Below are 16,999 nucleotides of genomic sequence, written 5' to 3'. Positions count from 1 at the left end.
TCCGCGCGGGGTCGCAGTGCGCCGCCGCTTCGTCCCTGACCTTCCTGGACGATGCCCGATGAACGCACAGCTCTCCGCCCTGCAGCAACAGGCCCAGCAACTCTCCGAATCCGTGACCCGGCCCATTCCCGGATCGCGCAAGATACACGTGGCCGGCTCGCGCCCGGATCTGCTGGTGCCGATGCGCGAGATCGCGCTGACCCGCACGCCGACCCTGTTCGGCGGCGAAGAGAACGCACCGGTCACGGTCTACGACACGTCCGGTCCGTACACCGATCCGGAGGTGCGCATCGATCTGTCGGCCGGTTTGCCGGCGCTGCGCCGCGGCTGGGTGGAGGAACGCGGCGATACCGAACAGCTCGAAGGACTGAGTTCTTCGTTCGGCCGCGACCGCGAGCATGACCCGAAACTCGATGCCGTGCGGTTCCCTGCGCGCAGCCTGCCACGCCGTGCGCGAGCCGGCGCGAACGTCACCCAGATGCACTATGCGCGGCGCGGCATCATCACGCCGGAAATGGAGTTCGTCGCCATCCGCGAGAACCAGCGGCTCGACGCGGTCCGCGATGCCGGCCTGCTGCAGCAGCACCCGGGCGAGTCGTTCGGTGCTTCAATCCAGAAGGTGATCACACCCGAATTCGTGCGCGACGAGATCGCACGCGGCCGCGCGGTGCTGCCCAACAACATCAACCATCCGGAAAGCGAGCCGATGATCATCGGCCGCAACTTCCTGACCAAGATCAACGCCAACATCGGCAACAGTGCCGTGTCCTCCGGCATTGCCGAGGAAGTGGAAAAGCTGGTGTGGGCGATCCGCTGGGGCGGTGACACGGTGATGGACCTGTCCACCGGCAAGCACATCCACGAAACCCGCGAGTGGATCATCCGCAATTCGCCGGTGGCGATCGGTACCGTGCCGATCTACCAGGCGCTGGAGAAGGTTGACGGCCGTGCCGAGGCGCTTACCTGGGAGATCTTCCGCGACACGCTGATCGAGCAGGCCGAGCAGGGCGTGGACTACTTCACCATCCACGCTGGCGTGCTGCTGCGCTACGTGCCACTCACCGCCAAGCGCGTGACCGGCATTGTCAGCCGGGGTGGCTCGATCATGGCCAAGTGGTGCCTGGCGCACCACAAGGAGAATTTCCTCTACACGCATTTCGAAGACATCTGCGAGATCATGAAGGCCTATGACGTGACCCTCTCGCTGGGTGACGGCCTGCGCCCGGGCTGCATCGCCGATGCCAACGACGCCGCGCAGTTCGGTGAGCTGGAAACGCTGGGTGAGCTGACGAAGATCGCCTGGAAGCATGATGTGCAGACCATGATCGAAGGCCCCGGCCATGTGCCGATGCAGCTGATCAAGGAGAACATGGACAAGCAGCTGCGCGAGTGCGGCGAGGCGCCGTTCTATACGCTGGGCCCGCTGACCACCGACATCGCGCCGGGCTACGACCACATCACCAGCGCGATCGGTGCGGCGATGATCGGCTGGTTCGGCACGGCGATGCTCTGCTACGTGACGCCGAAGGAGCACCTTGGCCTGCCCAACCGCCAGGATGTGCGCGACGGCATCATGGCCTATCGCATTGCCGCGCACGCAGCCGACCTGGCCAAGGGGCATCCGGGCGCGCAGGTGCGCGACAACGCGCTGAGCAAGGCACGTTTCGAGTTCCGCTGGGAAGACCAGTTCCACCTCGGCCTGGATCCGGAGAAGGCCAAGGAGTTCCATGACGAGACGCTGCCGAAGGATGCGCACAAGCTGGCCCACTTCTGCTCGATGTGCGGCCCGCACTTCTGTTCGATGAAGATCACCCAGGATGTGCGTGACTACGCCGAAGCCGGCATGAAGGAGAAGTCGGCGGAGTTCCGCGCGGCCGGTGCCGAGGTCTACCGCCAGGGGTGATGCGGAAGCGGGGGTGCCGGCCAGCGGCCGGCACTACCGCTCATCACGCCGCTCCCGGCTATCCTCCGCCCATCTTCCTGGGGAAAGGACGCCATGCCTGTTGCCATCACCACCCGTTGGCTGGCCATTGCCCGCCGTCATCCTTCGGCCTGGCTGTTGGGCGCCCAGCTGATCGCGGTGCTGCTGTACCCCGCGCTGGATGACACCGCTGCGGGCCGCGCGGCGCTGGGCATGTTCGGCATGGCGGTGCTGGGCCTGGCATTGTGGGTGGTGCAACGCAGCCCGCTGGGCACCTGGCTGGCACTGCTGCTGGCCATTCCCTCGGTGGTGTTCTCGCTGGCCGGTGCACTGCTGGACCGCACTGCGCTGCTGACCACCGCGCAACTGCTGGAGAGCCTGCTGTACTTCTATACGGCCGGTGCGCTCATTGCCTACATGCTCCAGGACCATAAAGTCACCCGCGATGAACTGTTCGCCGCAGGCGCCACATTCACGCTGCTGGCCTGGGCCTTCGCATTTGCTTTTGCCGTGTGCCAACAATGGTATCCGGGCAGTTTCCAGGGCTCCGGCGGCGGTGCACAGCGCACCTGGATGGAACTGCTTTATCTGAGCTTCAGTTTGCTCTCGGGTGTTGGCTTGAGCGACGTAGTACCCCTGCATCCGCAGGCGCGTGCCCTGGTCATGCTGGAGCAGTTTTCAGGCGTGATGTACGTGGCTTTGGTGGTTTCGCGACTGGTTGGATTGACCATGCTGCGGCGCGTGTGAAAATGAACGCCAGATAAAAATTCCGCGCCCCGCAGGGCGCGAATGGTGCAGCAAATTATGTGAATGCGTCGGCGAGAGAGAGCCTGGATGTCGACCACGCGATAGGCGAGGTAACCCGCATAGGCTAGTATTCGCCCGCTTCATTGTTTTTGCGGTATGCGCCGATGCTGTGTGCGGAATCTGGCTTTTTGTTGTCCCCGGTTGGGGGCGGTATTGCTGGTGAAACCTGCCCAGGCCCGTCCCTACTGTATCCCGGAAAATGAACAGCAGCGAAATCCTGCCGCCCGAGGCTGACCGTATCCAGGTTGGCGAATGCGTCGTCACTTTGTCCTCGCGAGAGGTCGAAGTTGAAGGTGCGCGTCGTCCGCGCCGGCTGACGCCGAAAGCGCTGGGTGTGCTGCGCGTTCTGCTGCGGCAGCCCGGCCGCGTGGTCACCCGCGAGGAGCTGTTTGCCGAAGTGTGGCCCGACACGCTGCCCACCAATGACGTGCTGACCCAGGCCGTCACGCAGCTGCGCAAGGCATTCGCCAACGACGACGACAACGGCCAGACCTATATCGAGACCATCGCCAAGAGCGGTTATCGGCTGCTGGTGCCGGTGCAGGTGCTGGAGGCGCCTGAGGCTGCCGTGGACAGCGGCGAGCTGGCCGATCTTCCGTTGCCGCCCGCGGACGCCGGTGGCAGGGCCGCGGTCGGTACGGTGCCGGTGCCGGGGCTTCGCCGGGCGTGGCGACGGGTCCGGCGCCAGGTACTGTTGGCAATCGGCATATTGATGCTTGGCACGGTGATCGTGCTGACGATGCTGCTGTTGCGGCAGCCGCCGGAAGCCAGTTCACCGGTTGATGCGGCCGTGGAGAACGGCGTTCGCGTGATCGGCAGCCCGCAGCGGCCTTACCGGCTGATCACCGCGACCAGTGGTTTTGAGACGTATCCAACACTTTCGCCCGACGGTTCCCAGGTGGCCTACGAAGGGGCCAACGACGACGGGGGGGACGGCGGTGCGATCAAGGTGCAGACCTCGGGCAATGCGCCCGCGCGCCAGTTGCTGACGCCTCCGGCCGGTGCCAACGACCGTTTCCCGAGCTGGTCGCCGGATGGGCGCGAGATCGCGTTTGCACGATTCAGCGCCGGAGGCGGCTGCCAGGTGCTGATCGCCAGTGCCACAGGTGGTGCCGTGCGCCAGGCAACCCGCTGCGACGGCACCGAGCTGCTCAGTTTTGACTGGACCCCGGATGGCCGGGGGCTGGTGTTCGGCAGCATGGTCGGACGCTATGCGCATCGCGGCATCCGCGTGCTGGATCTGGCCAGTGGCCAATGGCGTGAGCTGGATTACCGCGTCGATGCCGATGATTTCGACTATGCGCCGCGCTACTCGCCAGACGGTAAGTGGCTGGTGTTCGTGCGCAATCCGCAGATGGGTGATCTGTGGCGGATGCCCGCCGGCGGCGGTACCCCCGAGCAGCTGACCAATGAAGCGGCCGAGCAGCGAGGCTGGGCCTGGCTGGGGGATGGGCGCACCATCGTGTTCGGCCGTCGCGTGGACAGTGAAGTTCGCCTGTACTACCTCGACGTCGAGCGCCGCACGCTGCGCGACGCTGGCCTGGATGATGCGCAGTGGCCTGCGGTATCCCGCCATGGCAACGTGCTGGCGTTTGTCCACCGGCGGGCGCAGTTCGGCGTGTTCAAGGTTCCGATCGAGGGAGGACGTGCGGAACGACTGTTCGCGTCCAGTGGCCGTGATGGTCAGCCGATGGCCGCGCCCGATGGCCGCCAGCTGGCCTTCACCTCCGATCGCTCCGGCAGTTTCGCCTTGTGGTGGGCTGACATGCAGCGGCCGGACTCGCTGCGGCTGATCGAAGGCCTGCGGCCGGAGGCCCGGCAGGCACCGGACTGGGCCGCCGACAGCCGGCACCTGCTGGTGGTTGGCCGCGATGACCATGGACGTACCGTGGTCTACGAAATCTCGCCGCGTGATGAGCGGCTGCAGCCACTGCCGGTGCCCGCCGAACAACCGCTGCAGGCGCTTTACGGGGCCGGCGATGACCAGCTGCTGGTGGTGGAGCGGGATGCCGACCAGCGCACGCGCTTGAGCCTGTTCGACCGCAGCTCTCACCCCTGGCGCCGGCTGGCCAGCATTGATGGGGTGTCGCAGGCACGTTTTGATCGCGCCAGCGGACGGGTGCTGTTCACGCGCCTCGCCGCTGGTGGGCTGTGGTCGGTCGATCCGGCACTGTCACCGGCCAGTGTGCGGCAGATCACTGAAGACCTGCCGAGTCGGTGGCGCTATCGCACCTGGACCGTCGTGGGGAACGGTGGCATCGGTTACCTCGGCACGTCCACGCAGTGCGGCACGACCCTGGTCCTGATCCAGGACGGTACCGAAGTGCCGGAACGCTGCCTTGATCCGCAGCGGCTCAGCGCGGGCAATGGACTCAGTGCCAGCGCCAACGGGCGCGATCTCTACGTGGCGCTGGCGGTCAGTGACGGCGCTGACATCGGCATCATGCGGCTGCCCGAGCAAGCCCCGGCGCTGTTCCCTGCCTTCTCCAGAATGTTGATTTTGAAGAAGAATTTCTCTTCGTAATTTTTTCGTGTGGTTCTCGCCACGAATTCGTGGCGATCTCGGCAGTCTTTCCTGACGAGGTCCCACCAGATTGGGCAAAACGGAGGCCTGTACTAGGCAAATCCGTGGTGCCCCCATGCGTCAACTCTCGCTGGCCGATCGCGGCCAAACCATCTCCCTCGACAAGGCCCTGGACGACGTCGCGCCGACCTGCCTGGGCGTTGCCCGGCTGGGCAGTCTGCAGACCGCAGGCAGCAGCTTCACTGTGTGGATGCAGGTGCGCGGCAGTTCCTGGGTGGAAGCCAAGGAAGGACGCTTCCGTTTGCGCCAGGGCGAGTGGATCGCCTTCGAGAAGGAATCGCGGCCGCTGGTGCAGGCCGGTCGCAACGGTTTGTGCCTGGGCCTGAACCTCACCGTCGAAGCGCTGCGCGTGCTGGCCGAGATGGCCGACTGTGGCCTGTATGCCGGGCGTGGTCGCATGAACCGCGGCGATGCACGTGTTGCGCTGCGCCTGTGGCGCGATGCGCTGGCCAGTGGCCAGCCGGCGGAGGCATTGCGCCCGCTGCTGCTGCATCTGGCGGGCCTGCAGCGCGGGCTGGCCGACAACGTGCAGCGTTGCCCGGGTCGCTCGCGCAGCCGCAAGCGCCAGGTGTTTGGCCGCATGCAGCGCGCCCGCCTGTACCTGGAAGGCAACAGCCACCGCGTGGTGCGCATCGGTGAACTGGCTGAACTGACCAACTTCTCCAGCTGGTATCTCTCCAAGACCTTCCAGAGCCTCTACGAGGAAAGTCCGCAGTCGCTTTCGGCACGGTTGCGCCTGGAACGGGCGGCCGATCTGTTGCGCGATACCGACATGATGGTGGGCGAAGTTGCTGCCGCCAGCGGTTTCGACAACTGCTGCAGCTTCGCCAGGGCCTTCCGCGCCCGTTACGGGCAGTCGGCTTCGCGCTTCCGTGAGAACGGCGGGCTGCTGCCGCCACATTCTGCAAACTCTCCGGTTGGGTCGCGCAAATGCAGCGTCGCAACGCAATCGTAACGTGCTGGGGCGTTTTAACACGCTACTAACACGTACCTTGGAGAGATTGATGAACGTTCGTATTCCTGCAGTGCGGCTCGGCTTGTTGCCGGCCGGCATTGCGCTTGCCTTGGCACCGTCCTTCGCTTCGGCGCAGGACGCAGCTGCCGGCGGCACGACCGACCTGGACCGCATTTCGGTTACCGGTTCGCGCATCCGCCAGGCGAGCATGGAAACCGCGCAGCCGGTCATCGCGCTGCAGCGCGCCGACATTGAAAAGCAGGGCTTCACCAGCGTTGCCGACATCGTGCAGAACCTGTCGGCAACCGGCTCGCCGGCGATCAGCCGCGCCGATGCCCTGAGCTCGGGCGAAGAAGTCGGCGGCCAGTACGTTGACCTGCGCAACCTCGGCCCGCAGCGCACCCTGGTACTGCTGGACGGCAAGCGCATGGGCGTCAGCTCCGGCGGTTACACCGATCTGGCCTCGATCCCGACCTCGATCGTCGAGCGCGTGGAAGTGCTGACCGACGGCGCATCGGCCATCTACGGCTCCGATGCCATTGCCGGCGTGGTCAACATCATCACCCGCAAGAACTTCGATGGCCTGGAAGCCAGCGTCTACCGCGGCCAGTACGGCCAGGGCGACGGTGACAAGGAAACCTACAACTTCGTCTACGGCATGACCAACGACCGTGGCTCGTTGACCTTGGGTGCCGAGTACAGCGACGAGAAGCCGGTGCTGGCCAAGGACCGCCGCTTCAGCGCCTATGCCAACGGCCCACGTCATCCGTTCCCGACCGAAGATGACGCCAACGGCTGGTCGGCGATCACCGAGAAGGGCGTACTGGTCAACGGCGGCAAGAACTACGTCGTGAACCCTGGCGCCGATCCGACCGATTTTGCCAACTACCATGAGCTGACCAACGCCGACCTGTCCAACCCGACGCAGCAGATGTATCTGTCGACCGGGATCAAGCGTCGCTCTGTGTTCGCCAACGGCCAGTACGATTTCACCGACAACATCCGCGGTACCGCCAACGTTCTGTATACAGAACGCGAGGCGCTGCAGCAGATCGCCGGTTACCCGTACCGCTCCAGCGCGTATGGCACCAAGCTGTCCAAGGACAGTGCGTTCAACCCGCTGGACCAGGATGTCGACTTCATGCGTCGCACCTGGGAAATGCCGCGCCAGACCAAGTCCGAGCTGAATACCTTCCGCTTCTCGGCCGGCCTGGAAGGCTCGTTCGAGTTCGGCGATAAGTACTTCGACTGGGATGTCGGTTACGTCTACAACCGTAACAAGGGCACCAAGACCGGCACCGGCAACCTGTTCATCCCGAACGTGAAGAATGCCGTCGGCCCGTCGTTCGTCGAGAACGGCGTTGCTTACTGTGGTGCCCCGGGTGCGGTCATCGCCGGTTGCACCCCGTGGAACCCGCTGCTTGGTTATGGCATCGACGGCGCTGGTTCGCTGTCCAACCCGGATCTGCAGAAGTATCTCTTCCTGCCGACTCACGACACGTCGCTGACCACCTCCAAGGTCTACAGCGCCAACCTGTCCGGCGCGCTGTTCACCCTGCCGGCCGGTGACCTGTCGTTTGCAGCAGGCTACGAGCACCGCGAAGAGCAGGCCGAATACAACCCGGATGCGCTGCTGCAGTCGGGCCTGAGCACCGACCTGGCCGGTGCGTCCACCGCCGGTGGCTACAAGCTCAACGAGTTCTTCCTCGAGCTGAACGTGCCGATCCTGGCCGACCTGCCGTTCGCCAAGGAACTGTCGGTCGACATGGCCGGCCGTTATTCGGATTACAACACCTTCGGCAACACCTTCAACAGCAAGTTCGGCCTGAAGTGGAAGCCGATCGATGACCTGCTGGTGCGCGGTACCTACGCCACGGGCTTCCGTGCGCCGACGGTGGCTGACCTGTACGGCGGCACCTCGCAGACCTTCGACAAATACACCGATCCATGCGACACCCTGTTCGGTGCCGCGGTACGTAACCCGCAGGTTGCCGCGCGCTGCGCCGGTGCCGTCCCGGCCAACTTCCGCCAGGAAGCATCCGGCGGTATCGATGCCACTGGCCCGGGGTCTCAGTCCAACTACGCCTACCTGTCCGGCTCCAATGCCGAACTGCTGCCGGAAACCTCCAAGACCTGGACCGTCGGCCTGGTGTACAGCCCGAACTTCGTACAGGGCCTGGACATCAGCCTGGACTGGTGGAAGATCCGCATCGACAACGTGATCGCGGCCGAGTCGGTTACCTCGATCCTCAACCAGTGCTACATTCTGGGCAACGCCAACGCGTGTGATCGTGTCACCCGCGATCCGGAGAATGGCTCCCAGGTGACCGACGTCACCCGCACGCTGATCAACGGTGGTTACCAGGAAACCGCTGGTTACGATCTGGGCATCAAGTACCGCCTGCCGGAGTTCTCCTTCGGCAACATCATCATCGACTGGAAGACCACCTACGTCGATTACCTGGAGTACAAGCGCGACAACGAAGAGCAGACTGCCGTCGAGCAGCACACCGGCTGGGGCACTGGCGACTGGGGTGGCAACTTCCGCGTGCGTTCGAACCTGAACATCGATTGGAGCCTGGGCAACTTCGGTGTCAACTGGGGCATGCGCTACTACTCCGGGCTGAAGGAAGAGTGTTCCTACGACCGCACCGGTGGCGCCGAGTGTAACAACCCGGACTTCTCCTCGGCCTACACCCTGGCCATTCCGGTCCGCAACACCGGTTCGAACACCTTCCACGACCTGCAGGTGCGTTACAACACTCCCTGGAACGCCACCATCTCGGCAGGTGCCAACAACGTGTTCAACCACGAGGGCCCGGTCATGTACAGCCAGCCGAACTCGAGCTTCTCGTACTACGGTGGCTTCGACATCGGTCGTTTCTACTACATGAAGTACACCCAGCGCTTCTGATCCATCGAAGCGTCACAGCAGAAAGAGGAGGGCGGGCCGCAAGGTCCGCCCTTCTTGTTTGTGCGCTGCACCGACTGAGGAGATCCACGCCATGCGTGGATGGTTCTTCAGGCACAACGGAAAAGGCAGGCCATCCGGCCTGCCTTTCATTCCCTGCGAACTCGCCCTGGGCGGTGCCTCAAGCCTCGCTGGGTACCAGTCCCATCAACGCATTGGCATGCTCCCGCCACTGCGGCAGCCTGTTGAGAACACCTGCGCGCTGCAGGTAGTCCTCGTCCACCGGATCACCATTGACCAGTGCCAGTGCCACGTGCACTGCGCCGGTCACCCAGAAGCTGCGTGTATTGGCACGCTGCGGCTGCAGATGGAACGCGACCGCTTCGATGATCGGCATCGGCAGGCCCCACAGGCCGAGCAGATAGGCACCGGCTTCGGCGTGGCCCGGGCGGGTGTCACCGGTCAGCGATGGTTCGCTGCGCTCGTTGCGCACGCCGGGCAGCAGCAGGCCGATGTCGGCCAGCAGCGCGGCGGTCGCGCCCAGTTCGGCGCTGGATTCGGGCAGCAGGCGTGCCGCCAGCCGCGAGGCGAGCAGGGCGCGCTGCTGTAGTGAATTGCGCTCGGCCGTGGACAGTGTCGGTGCCGAGAACACCTCGCTGGCCAGTACCAGATCGCGCAGCGTCGACAGGCCGAGGCGGGTCACGGCGGTGCGCAGGTCGGCGATGGTGCGGCCCTGGCTGAAGAACGCCGAGTTCGACAGCTGCAGCACCTTGGCCGCGATCGCCGGATCAGCGGCCACCAGCTTGGCGACGTCGGCGCTGTCGGCGTCGTCGTCATGTTCCAGTGCCTGGGTCAGGCTCAGGTACAGGTGCGGCGGCGAGGGCAGCTTCTCGATACGGCCGATGGCGTCGCGCAGGCGCGGGCTGTCCAGCACTTCACGCAGCTCTTCCAGGCTGGTCAGCGCTTCCAGCAACACTTCCGGTGCCAGCGGCAACGGCAGGAAGCGGTGGGCCACGCCGATCAGGCGTGCCGGCGGCGGCCGGTTGCCGTGCTGGGCGTCCACCAGCGCAATGCGGATGGTTTCCGGGCGCAAGGTCCGGATCTGGCCCAGCAGCGTGGTGGCATTGAGATCCGGCAGCTGCGGGCAGACGATCACCGCATCCACGCCCTGCGTGGCCACCGCGGTCATCGCGGTCTGGCCATCGGTGGCGGTCAGCGGCTGCCAGTCTTCCCCAAGATCGGCAATGAATTCGGTCAGCTCAGCCGGCAGGCTGGCTGCATCCCCAACAAGCAGAATACGCACGACACATTCCCCTGGCTGTCTCGACGATGGATGTCGACGACGTGTGAAGTGACGCAATTTACCTAATACGGCGGCAAGAGTGATGTGCCGTCGTCATGAAACGTGACCCGCATCGCTCCGGCGGGGTGCCGCCGGAGCGATCCGGGTCAGGCTCAGGCCTTGCTGTCGAGATGGCGCTGGTGCGCCTCGATCAGGATCTGCTTGGCCTCAGCGGCGCCGCCCCAACCGTCGAGCTTGACCCACTTGCCCTTCTCCAGGTCCTTGTAGTGCTCGAAGAAGTGGCCGATGCGCTCCAGCCAGTGGCTGGACACCTGGGCGATGTCTTCCACGTGGGCGTAGCCACTGAAGATCTTCGACACCGGCACGGCCAGGATCTTCTCGTCGCTGCCCGCCTCATCGCTCATCTTCAGCACGCCGACCGGACGGCAGCGCACGACCGAACCCGGCACCAGCGGCAGCGGCAGCACCACCAGCACGTCGGCCGGATCGCCGTCGCCGCACAGGGTGCTCGGCACGTAGCCGTAGTTGCAGGGGTAGCGCATCGGGGTGGACAGGATGCGGTCGACGAAGATCGCGCCGGTTTCCTTGTCCACTTCGTACTTCACCGGCTCCGAGTCCTTCGGGATCTCGATGATGACGTTGATTTCTTCCGGCGGGTTCTTGCCGGGCGAGACGAGTTCCAGACCCATGGTCGTGCTCCAGGTGGGGGATATAGACGGATAGCCCCCCATTTTATGCCTTTGCCGGGCGCTGTGCAGGGGAGGGGGCTGACGGCAGGGCGAGGAAGGCGCCGACCCGGCGGGCCGGGGTTGACCGATGGGGCCGGGCGGCGCGCGCGCGCAGGCTGGATGTACCTACCCGAGGAGTTCCCGCATGAAACCATCCGCCTTGTCACTCGGACTGTTCTGCACGCTGCTGATCGCGCCCGCCGCCCACGCTTTTCCCTACGTGGACCTGATCGACTATCCGCACCAGGAAGCCAACTGGGACCGCTTCTTTGCCCTGGAAGGGCGTCTGCAGCACGGGTTCGACGCGATCTGCGGCGACACCTTCTGCGAGGGTGAGTACAGCGACATCCGGGCGCTGCGCCTGCGCTGTTCGGTGGACGCGGTGCGCGGCACGGTGCATGAGTGCCTGTGGGCATTTGCCGCCAGTGACCTGGCCGTCTCGCGGAACGACGGTGCGATCGTAGCCCGGCAACCGACCTGGTTGTGCCCGCTGCCGCTGGTGCCTGGCACCCCGGTGGAGGCCTTCCATGCAGCGCTGGCGGCCCGTAATCCGCTGCATGATCCGTTGCCCGGCACGTCGGAGAGCACCTATGACGGGCTGACCGGCTGCATCCACTGATGCGAACGTGACTGATTCTCATTAACGGAGTAGCATGCGCGGCGCCTTCCGTCTGTCGTCCCGTTCTGCGCATGTCCTCCAATGCCGCCTCCCTTACCGAACTGCTGATCCGTGAGCGGCCGGCACTGCTGCGCCGGGTGCAGCGCATCCTCGGCGGCGACAATGGCGCCGAGGATGTGATCCAGGCGGTGTGGTTCAAGGCCCGTGGGGTCGACGACAGCCAGGCCATCGACAACCCGCGGGCCTATCTGTACCGGCTGGCCGCCAACCTGGCCACCGACCACGGCCGCGAATCGACCCGGCGCAACCGCCTGCTGGCCGACCACTACCTGTGGGGGCCGGACGAGGTCATCTCGACCGAGGAACAGGCCATGGCACAGGACGAACTGCAGCGGGTGCTTGATGCGGCGGGGCACCTGCCGGAGCCGACCCGCACCATCTTCCGGCTCAACCGCCTGCAGGGCCTGACCCAGGCCGAGATCGCCCGCCGTCTCGGGGTGTCGGTGACGACCGTCGAAAACCATGTGCGCACCGCCCTGCAGCGCCTGGCCTGGGCACGCAGCGGCCGATGATGGCCCCGGCTTGGGGCTGGCCCTCGCTGAAACGTCTTGATCACTGGACCGTGGATGCGGTCTAGTTCCTCCGCCCGCGCTTGAATGCGCCTGTCCGCCAGCCGATGAGCCCGCCGAACACGCTGCCCGCCGCCAATGACGATGCCCTGGCCGAACAGGCCCGGGGCTGGATCGCGTGGCTGGCCTCGGGTGACATCGGCGAAGGGCGCATGCACGAGTTCGAGCGCTGGCTGGCACAACCCGGGCACCGCCGTGCCTTCGAACACGAGCGCGCGCTGTGGCGCAGTGTCGGGCCACGCCCGCAGGTCCAGCCCGCCGAACGCCTGCGGCCGCATCGAATGCGCTGGGCGATGGCCGCTGCAGCCGCGCTGGCGATGCTGGTGGCATGGCCGGAGGCCTGGTTGCGGCTGCAGGCCGACCATCGCAGCACGCACGTCGCGCAGAACGTGCAATTGCCCGATGGCAGCCGCGCAGTGCTGGATGCGGACAGTGCGATTGCCGTGCGCTTCAATGCACATGCACGCGAGATCGAGCTGCTGCGTGGGCGTGCCTGGTTCGAGGTCAGCCCGGATGCGCAGCGACGTTTCAGCGTGCGTGCGGGCAACGGCGTGATCGAGGACATCTCGACCGCGTTCACCGTCGCGCGCGGCGATGACCAGGTTGAAACCCAGGTCGGGCAGGGCAGGGTGCGCGTGGCCAGCCCGGCCGACGGTGGCTGGACTTATCTGCAGGTGGGCCAGCGTGCGGTCTATGGCGAGCACAGCGGCGTGACGCGCCTGCGGGATGTGGCTGCCGACAGCGTCGGCGCGTGGCGGCAGGGCGAGCTGCTGCTGGAGCAGGCCAGCGTCGCCGACGCCGTGCAATGGGTGGGGCGTTATCGCGCCGGCCCGACCTTCGTGCGCGGCGATCTATCGCAGCTGCCGGCGGTAAGCGCGGCGTTGCGCATCGACCGCCCGGAACAGGCGCTGGATGCGCTGGCCGCGACGGCTGGATTGCAGGTGACCCGGCTGCCGCTAGGCGTCGCCATCGTCCATCGGTAGATCCACGCCGATGCCCCGGTGCCGACCAACGGGCGGCACCCACCACTACAACCAGCCACGCAACCGTCGGCACCTACCACTGCAACCTGCCGCGCAACCGTCGGCACCTGCTTCGGCTGCAAATCCCCTTGGGGTTGCCGCGCGCCCAACCGTCTTACCCCGCGAACGTACCCGCCGCCGCCACGTACGTCGCCGTGTCCGCCCGTGTTGCGGATGACGCCGCGTTCGCGGCACCGATTACCTGACAGGTTCCTCCATGTTCGACTCCCACCGCCCCGGCCGCGTGCTGCGCCCGTCCCGTCTGTGCATTGCCTTGCTGGCTGCCGCCCTGGCCAGTGCCACGCCGCCCGCGCTGGCACAGAGCGACCGAGCCGACCACGCCGCCGTACAGCGCTTCGACATCCAGGCGCAACCACTGGAAGAAGCGCTGCGCAGCTACATGCGCCAGTCCGGCGTGCAGGTCGTGTACCCGGCCGCTCTGGCCCGGGGGGTGACGTCGCGTGCGGTCAGCGGCAGCATGCCGGCCAGCGAGGCGCTGCAGCAGCTGCTGCAGGGCAGTGGCCTGGCAGTGCGCCGGGTCGGTTCCGATGCAGTGACCCTGGAAGCGGCGATGCCGGTGCAGGCCGGCAGCGGCGTGATCGTCACCGACACGCTCAGCGTGGCCGGCGACCGCGTCGACAGTGGCGCGGGCAGCGACGAGGCACGCCTGCTCGACAGCTATCGCTGCGTCGGTTCCATCACCCCGCTCAACCGCACGCACTTGGAGCGCTTCCGTGGCACCTCCAACGGCGACATCGTCAAGGGCGTGGCCGGTGTCACCGCCGGCGATCCGCGCGTTGGCAACGGCTTCGACGTCAACATCCGCGGCACCCAGGGCCAGGGCCGCGTGCCGGTGATCATCGACGGCGGCCAGTCCAGCATGGATACCTACCGTGGCTATGCCGGCCAATCGCAGCGCACCTACCTCGACCCGGACCTGATTTCCAGCCTGACCATCACCAAGGGCCCGAGCCTGCAGGCCAATGCCTCCGGTGGCATCGGCGGCGTGGTCGAGATGGAGACGCTGAAAATCGATGACGTGCTGCGCGAGGGGCGCGACTTCGGCGTACGCGTGCGTGGCGGCCTGGCCAACGCCAGCGCCAACAACCTACCGTCCTATAGCGCCGCGCCACGTTCCGACCGCAGCGCCACCGGCAGCCAGTTCTTCAACGTCGCTGCAGCCGGTCACTGGGACCGCTTCGATCTGGTGGCCGCCTATGCGTACCGCGACAACGGCAACTATTTCTCCGGCAAGCACGGCTACGATGATTTCCCGCAGACCCGTCGCACGCTGGCGCCGCTGAATCCGGCGCGTACCGAAGTGTTCAACACCTCGGCGCGCTCGAAGTCGGCGCTGCTCAAGGGCACCTGGCGCATCGACGATGCGCAGACGCTGGAAGCGGGCTACCGCCGCTACGAAGGCACCGCCGGCGAGATCATGGCGTCGCAGATCATCCGTGTGGATCGTGACCGCATTCCGCAGTGGGATCCGGGCCATGTCGACATGGACAGCTACAGCCTGCGCTACCGCTTCAATCCGGACAGCGAGCTGATCGATCTACGCGTCAATGCCGCATACACCGACACCGACAGCGTGATGTACAACAGCCTGACCGGCATCACCCCCTGGTACTTCGATCGCCGCACCGAGTGGTACGACGCGCCCAGCTTCAGCGGCGACCCCGGCTACAAGGATGCCTACCGCAATCCGCTGCGGCAGAAGCGCTTCGGACTGGATGCCAGCAACACCTCGATGTTCGATACCCGCGCCGGTGCGTTCACCCTCGACTACGGCCTGTCCTACAGTGACGAAGACATCGCACCGGGCAGCTCGGGCCCGGTCATGCACGATGACCTGGTCAACAACCGTTTCCTGCGCAATGCCGAGCGCAAGGAATACAGTGCCGTGGCCTCGCTGAAGTGGCAGCCCGATGAGCACTGGGAACTGCTGGCCGGCGGCCGCTGGAACCGCGTGGACGTGCACGACCGCAACCGCCTGGCCACGCCCGATGCCTATGAGGTGCAGGGCCAGTACCGCTACACCGAACTGCTCAATGGCAACCCGGCGCTGCCGTCGTGGCGGGCCAAGCGCATCGCGCTGCTGAACTGGTATCCGGATGCCAACGGCAACTTCACCCAGGAATCGCTGCTGGCCTCACCGTACAAGAAGGGCACGGTGGCCGACATCGGTGGCTGGAACTTCTACGACGCCGGCAAGGCGCAGGACCTGGAAGTGCCGGTCAGCTGGACGTGGTCGCAGCCGATCCGCCGCCGTGACACCGCGTTCTCGCCGACCGCCAGCGTGGCCTACCGCTTCAGCGAAGACACCATGGTCTACGTGAAGTACGCCGAAGGCACCAAGCTGCCGAGCCTGTTCGAGACCACGCTGGGCCTGTTCACCGCCGCCAAGCCAGTGGGCGAGTTGAAGCCGGAGCGCGCGCGCAGCTGGGAAATCGGCGCCAGCACCATCCGCTACGACCTGTTCGCCGCCGGCGACCGCCTGGCGCTGAAGCTGGCGTACTTCGATACCCGCATCGACGACCTGATCACCCGTGACTACCGCACGCTGTCGGCGGGCCTGATCCGAAACGTCGACCAGTTCAAGGTCTCGGGCATGGAGTTCCAGTCCAGCTATGACAGCGGCAAGGTATTTGCCGATCTGTCCGCGCACTACTACTTCAAGGCCAAGACCTGCGCGCCGGACATCGCCGCCGAGCGCCGTGCCTACGGGGCGCAACGCAGGAACGGCGAGCTGGCCAACACGCCCGACTGCGTGGACGGCGGCTTCGAGGGCTCGTACACCAATACCCAGAACCCGCCGCGCTACATGGTCAACCTGACCCTGGGCTCGCGCCTGTTCGAGGAGCGCCTGACCTTCGGCACCCGCGTGGTCCACAACGCCGGCCCGATCAGCAAGCTGGACAAGGACTGGAACGTAGGGCTGTCGGCGATCCAGCAGCTGTACCGGCCAACCACGCTGGTGGACCTGTTTGCCAGCTGGAGCTTCAACGACCAGCTCTCGGTGGAAGCCGGCGTGGACAACCTGACCGATCGTTACTACCTGGACCCGCTGGCCCTGGGCGTGATGCCGGCGCCGGGCCGCACGGCCCGGCTGGCGTTGACCTGGAAGTACTGATCGGTCGCGTATGAGCGGTGGGGTCGGACCGCCCTCGGTGGGTGCGGACCTTGGTCCGCACCGCTTCCGCCGTGCAATCGCCAGCGCCCCGCCGCGCCCGGCGTCTACTTACAGCCCGGTCGCGGCCTTCACCGCATCTTCGTGCAGCGACTCGTTCAGCTCGTCCACCACGGTGGTCCATGCCGCATCGGCCTGCAGCGACTCGGACAGGAACTGGCGCTGCGCATCGTTCCAGTACGGCGCCTCGACCACTTCCACATCGGTGGCCAGCTGGTGCTCGCGGATGAAGCGGGCGATGCCCTCGGCGCTGGCGTCCAGGCCCAGCTGCAGGAACAGGTTGGTCATGCGCGGTTCGGTGGTGATCATCGTCGGTTTCTGCGGTAA

Annotated in this window: 12 protein-coding genes; 9 read left to right on the top strand and 3 right to left on the bottom strand. The window is 65.9% G+C overall.

Annotated elements, in window-relative coordinates:
* Positions 1-58 precede the first annotated feature (58 nt).
* The 5 genes from thiC to R5H29_RS16015 all read left to right on the top strand — a co-directional run bounded on the left by thiC (position 59) and on the right by R5H29_RS16015 (position 9,181).
* On the top strand, positions 59-1,903 hold the full coding sequence (gene thiC, locus R5H29_RS16035; protein WP_332329445.1) for a phosphomethylpyrimidine synthase ThiC: 1,845 nt from the start codon (positions 59-61) through the stop codon (positions 1,901-1,903).
* A 93-nt stretch (positions 1,904-1,996) separates the two neighbouring features.
* Positions 1,997-2,668, top strand: a complete 672-nt coding sequence (locus R5H29_RS16030; protein ID WP_019662036.1) for an ion channel — start codon at positions 1,997-1,999, stop codon at positions 2,666-2,668.
* Between the two features lie 259 nt (positions 2,669-2,927).
* A complete protein-coding gene (locus R5H29_RS16025) occupies positions 2,928-5,252 on the top strand; it encodes a winged helix-turn-helix domain-containing protein (protein ID WP_134735219.1) in 2,325 nt (774 codons plus the stop codon).
* Positions 5,253-5,367: 115 nt separating this feature from the next.
* Positions 5,368-6,267: a helix-turn-helix transcriptional regulator gene (locus tag R5H29_RS16020; protein ID WP_019662034.1), complete on the top strand. Its 900-nt coding sequence runs from the start codon at positions 5,368-5,370 to the stop codon at positions 6,265-6,267.
* A gap of 49 nt (positions 6,268-6,316) precedes the next feature.
* A complete protein-coding gene (locus R5H29_RS16015) occupies positions 6,317-9,181 on the top strand; it encodes a TonB-dependent receptor domain-containing protein (RefSeq protein WP_171952672.1) in 2,865 nt (954 codons plus the stop codon).
* A 178-nt stretch (positions 9,182-9,359) separates the two neighbouring features.
* On the opposite strand, the gene R5H29_RS16010 is transcribed toward R5H29_RS16015, so the two are convergent.
* Positions 9,360-10,481 (bottom strand): HDOD domain-containing protein, encoded by a 1,122-nt coding sequence (locus R5H29_RS16010; RefSeq protein ID WP_134731345.1) that lies wholly within the window; start codon positions 10,479-10,481, stop codon positions 9,360-9,362.
* Between the two features lie 152 nt (positions 10,482-10,633).
* Positions 10,634-11,170: an inorganic diphosphatase gene (gene ppa / locus R5H29_RS16005; RefSeq protein ID WP_005410935.1), complete on the bottom strand. Its 537-nt coding sequence runs from the start codon at positions 11,168-11,170 to the stop codon at positions 10,634-10,636.
* A 184-nt stretch (positions 11,171-11,354) separates the two neighbouring features.
* On the opposite strand from ppa, the gene R5H29_RS16000 reads away from it, so the two are divergent.
* The 4 genes from R5H29_RS16000 to R5H29_RS15985 all read left to right on the top strand — a co-directional run bounded on the left by R5H29_RS16000 (position 11,355) and on the right by R5H29_RS15985 (position 16,615).
* Positions 11,355-11,828, top strand: a complete 474-nt coding sequence (locus R5H29_RS16000) for a hypothetical protein (protein ID WP_026347269.1) — start codon at positions 11,355-11,357, stop codon at positions 11,826-11,828.
* 71 nt (positions 11,829-11,899) lie between these two features.
* On the top strand, positions 11,900-12,400 hold the full coding sequence (locus R5H29_RS15995) for an RNA polymerase sigma factor (protein WP_014038389.1): 501 nt from the start codon (positions 11,900-11,902) through the stop codon (positions 12,398-12,400).
* Positions 12,401-12,504: 104 nt separating this feature from the next.
* Positions 12,505-13,440 carry a FecR domain-containing protein gene (locus R5H29_RS15990; RefSeq protein WP_332329444.1) on the top strand — a complete coding sequence of 312 codons (936 nt, stop codon included), beginning with the start codon at positions 12,505-12,507 and terminating at the stop codon, positions 13,438-13,440.
* A 256-nt stretch (positions 13,441-13,696) separates the two neighbouring features.
* Positions 13,697-16,615, top strand: a complete 2,919-nt coding sequence (locus tag R5H29_RS15985; RefSeq protein WP_332329443.1) for a TonB-dependent receptor domain-containing protein — start codon at positions 13,697-13,699, stop codon at positions 16,613-16,615.
* 108 nt (positions 16,616-16,723) lie between these two features.
* Here R5H29_RS15985 and R5H29_RS15980 read toward each other — a convergent pair whose 3' ends face one another.
* Positions 16,724-16,981 (bottom strand): DUF2789 domain-containing protein, encoded by a 258-nt coding sequence (locus tag R5H29_RS15980; RefSeq protein WP_006390068.1) that lies wholly within the window; start codon positions 16,979-16,981, stop codon positions 16,724-16,726.
* Positions 16,982-16,999: the final 18 nt, after the last annotated feature.

The sequence above is a fragment of the Stenotrophomonas sp. A3_2 genome, assembly GCF_036624925.1.
GTDB lineage: Bacteria > Pseudomonadota > Gammaproteobacteria > Xanthomonadales > Xanthomonadaceae > Stenotrophomonas > Stenotrophomonas hibiscicola.
The sequence above is the reverse complement of the archived record's forward strand: the minus strand, read 5'-3'. Positions and strand labels throughout refer to the sequence as shown.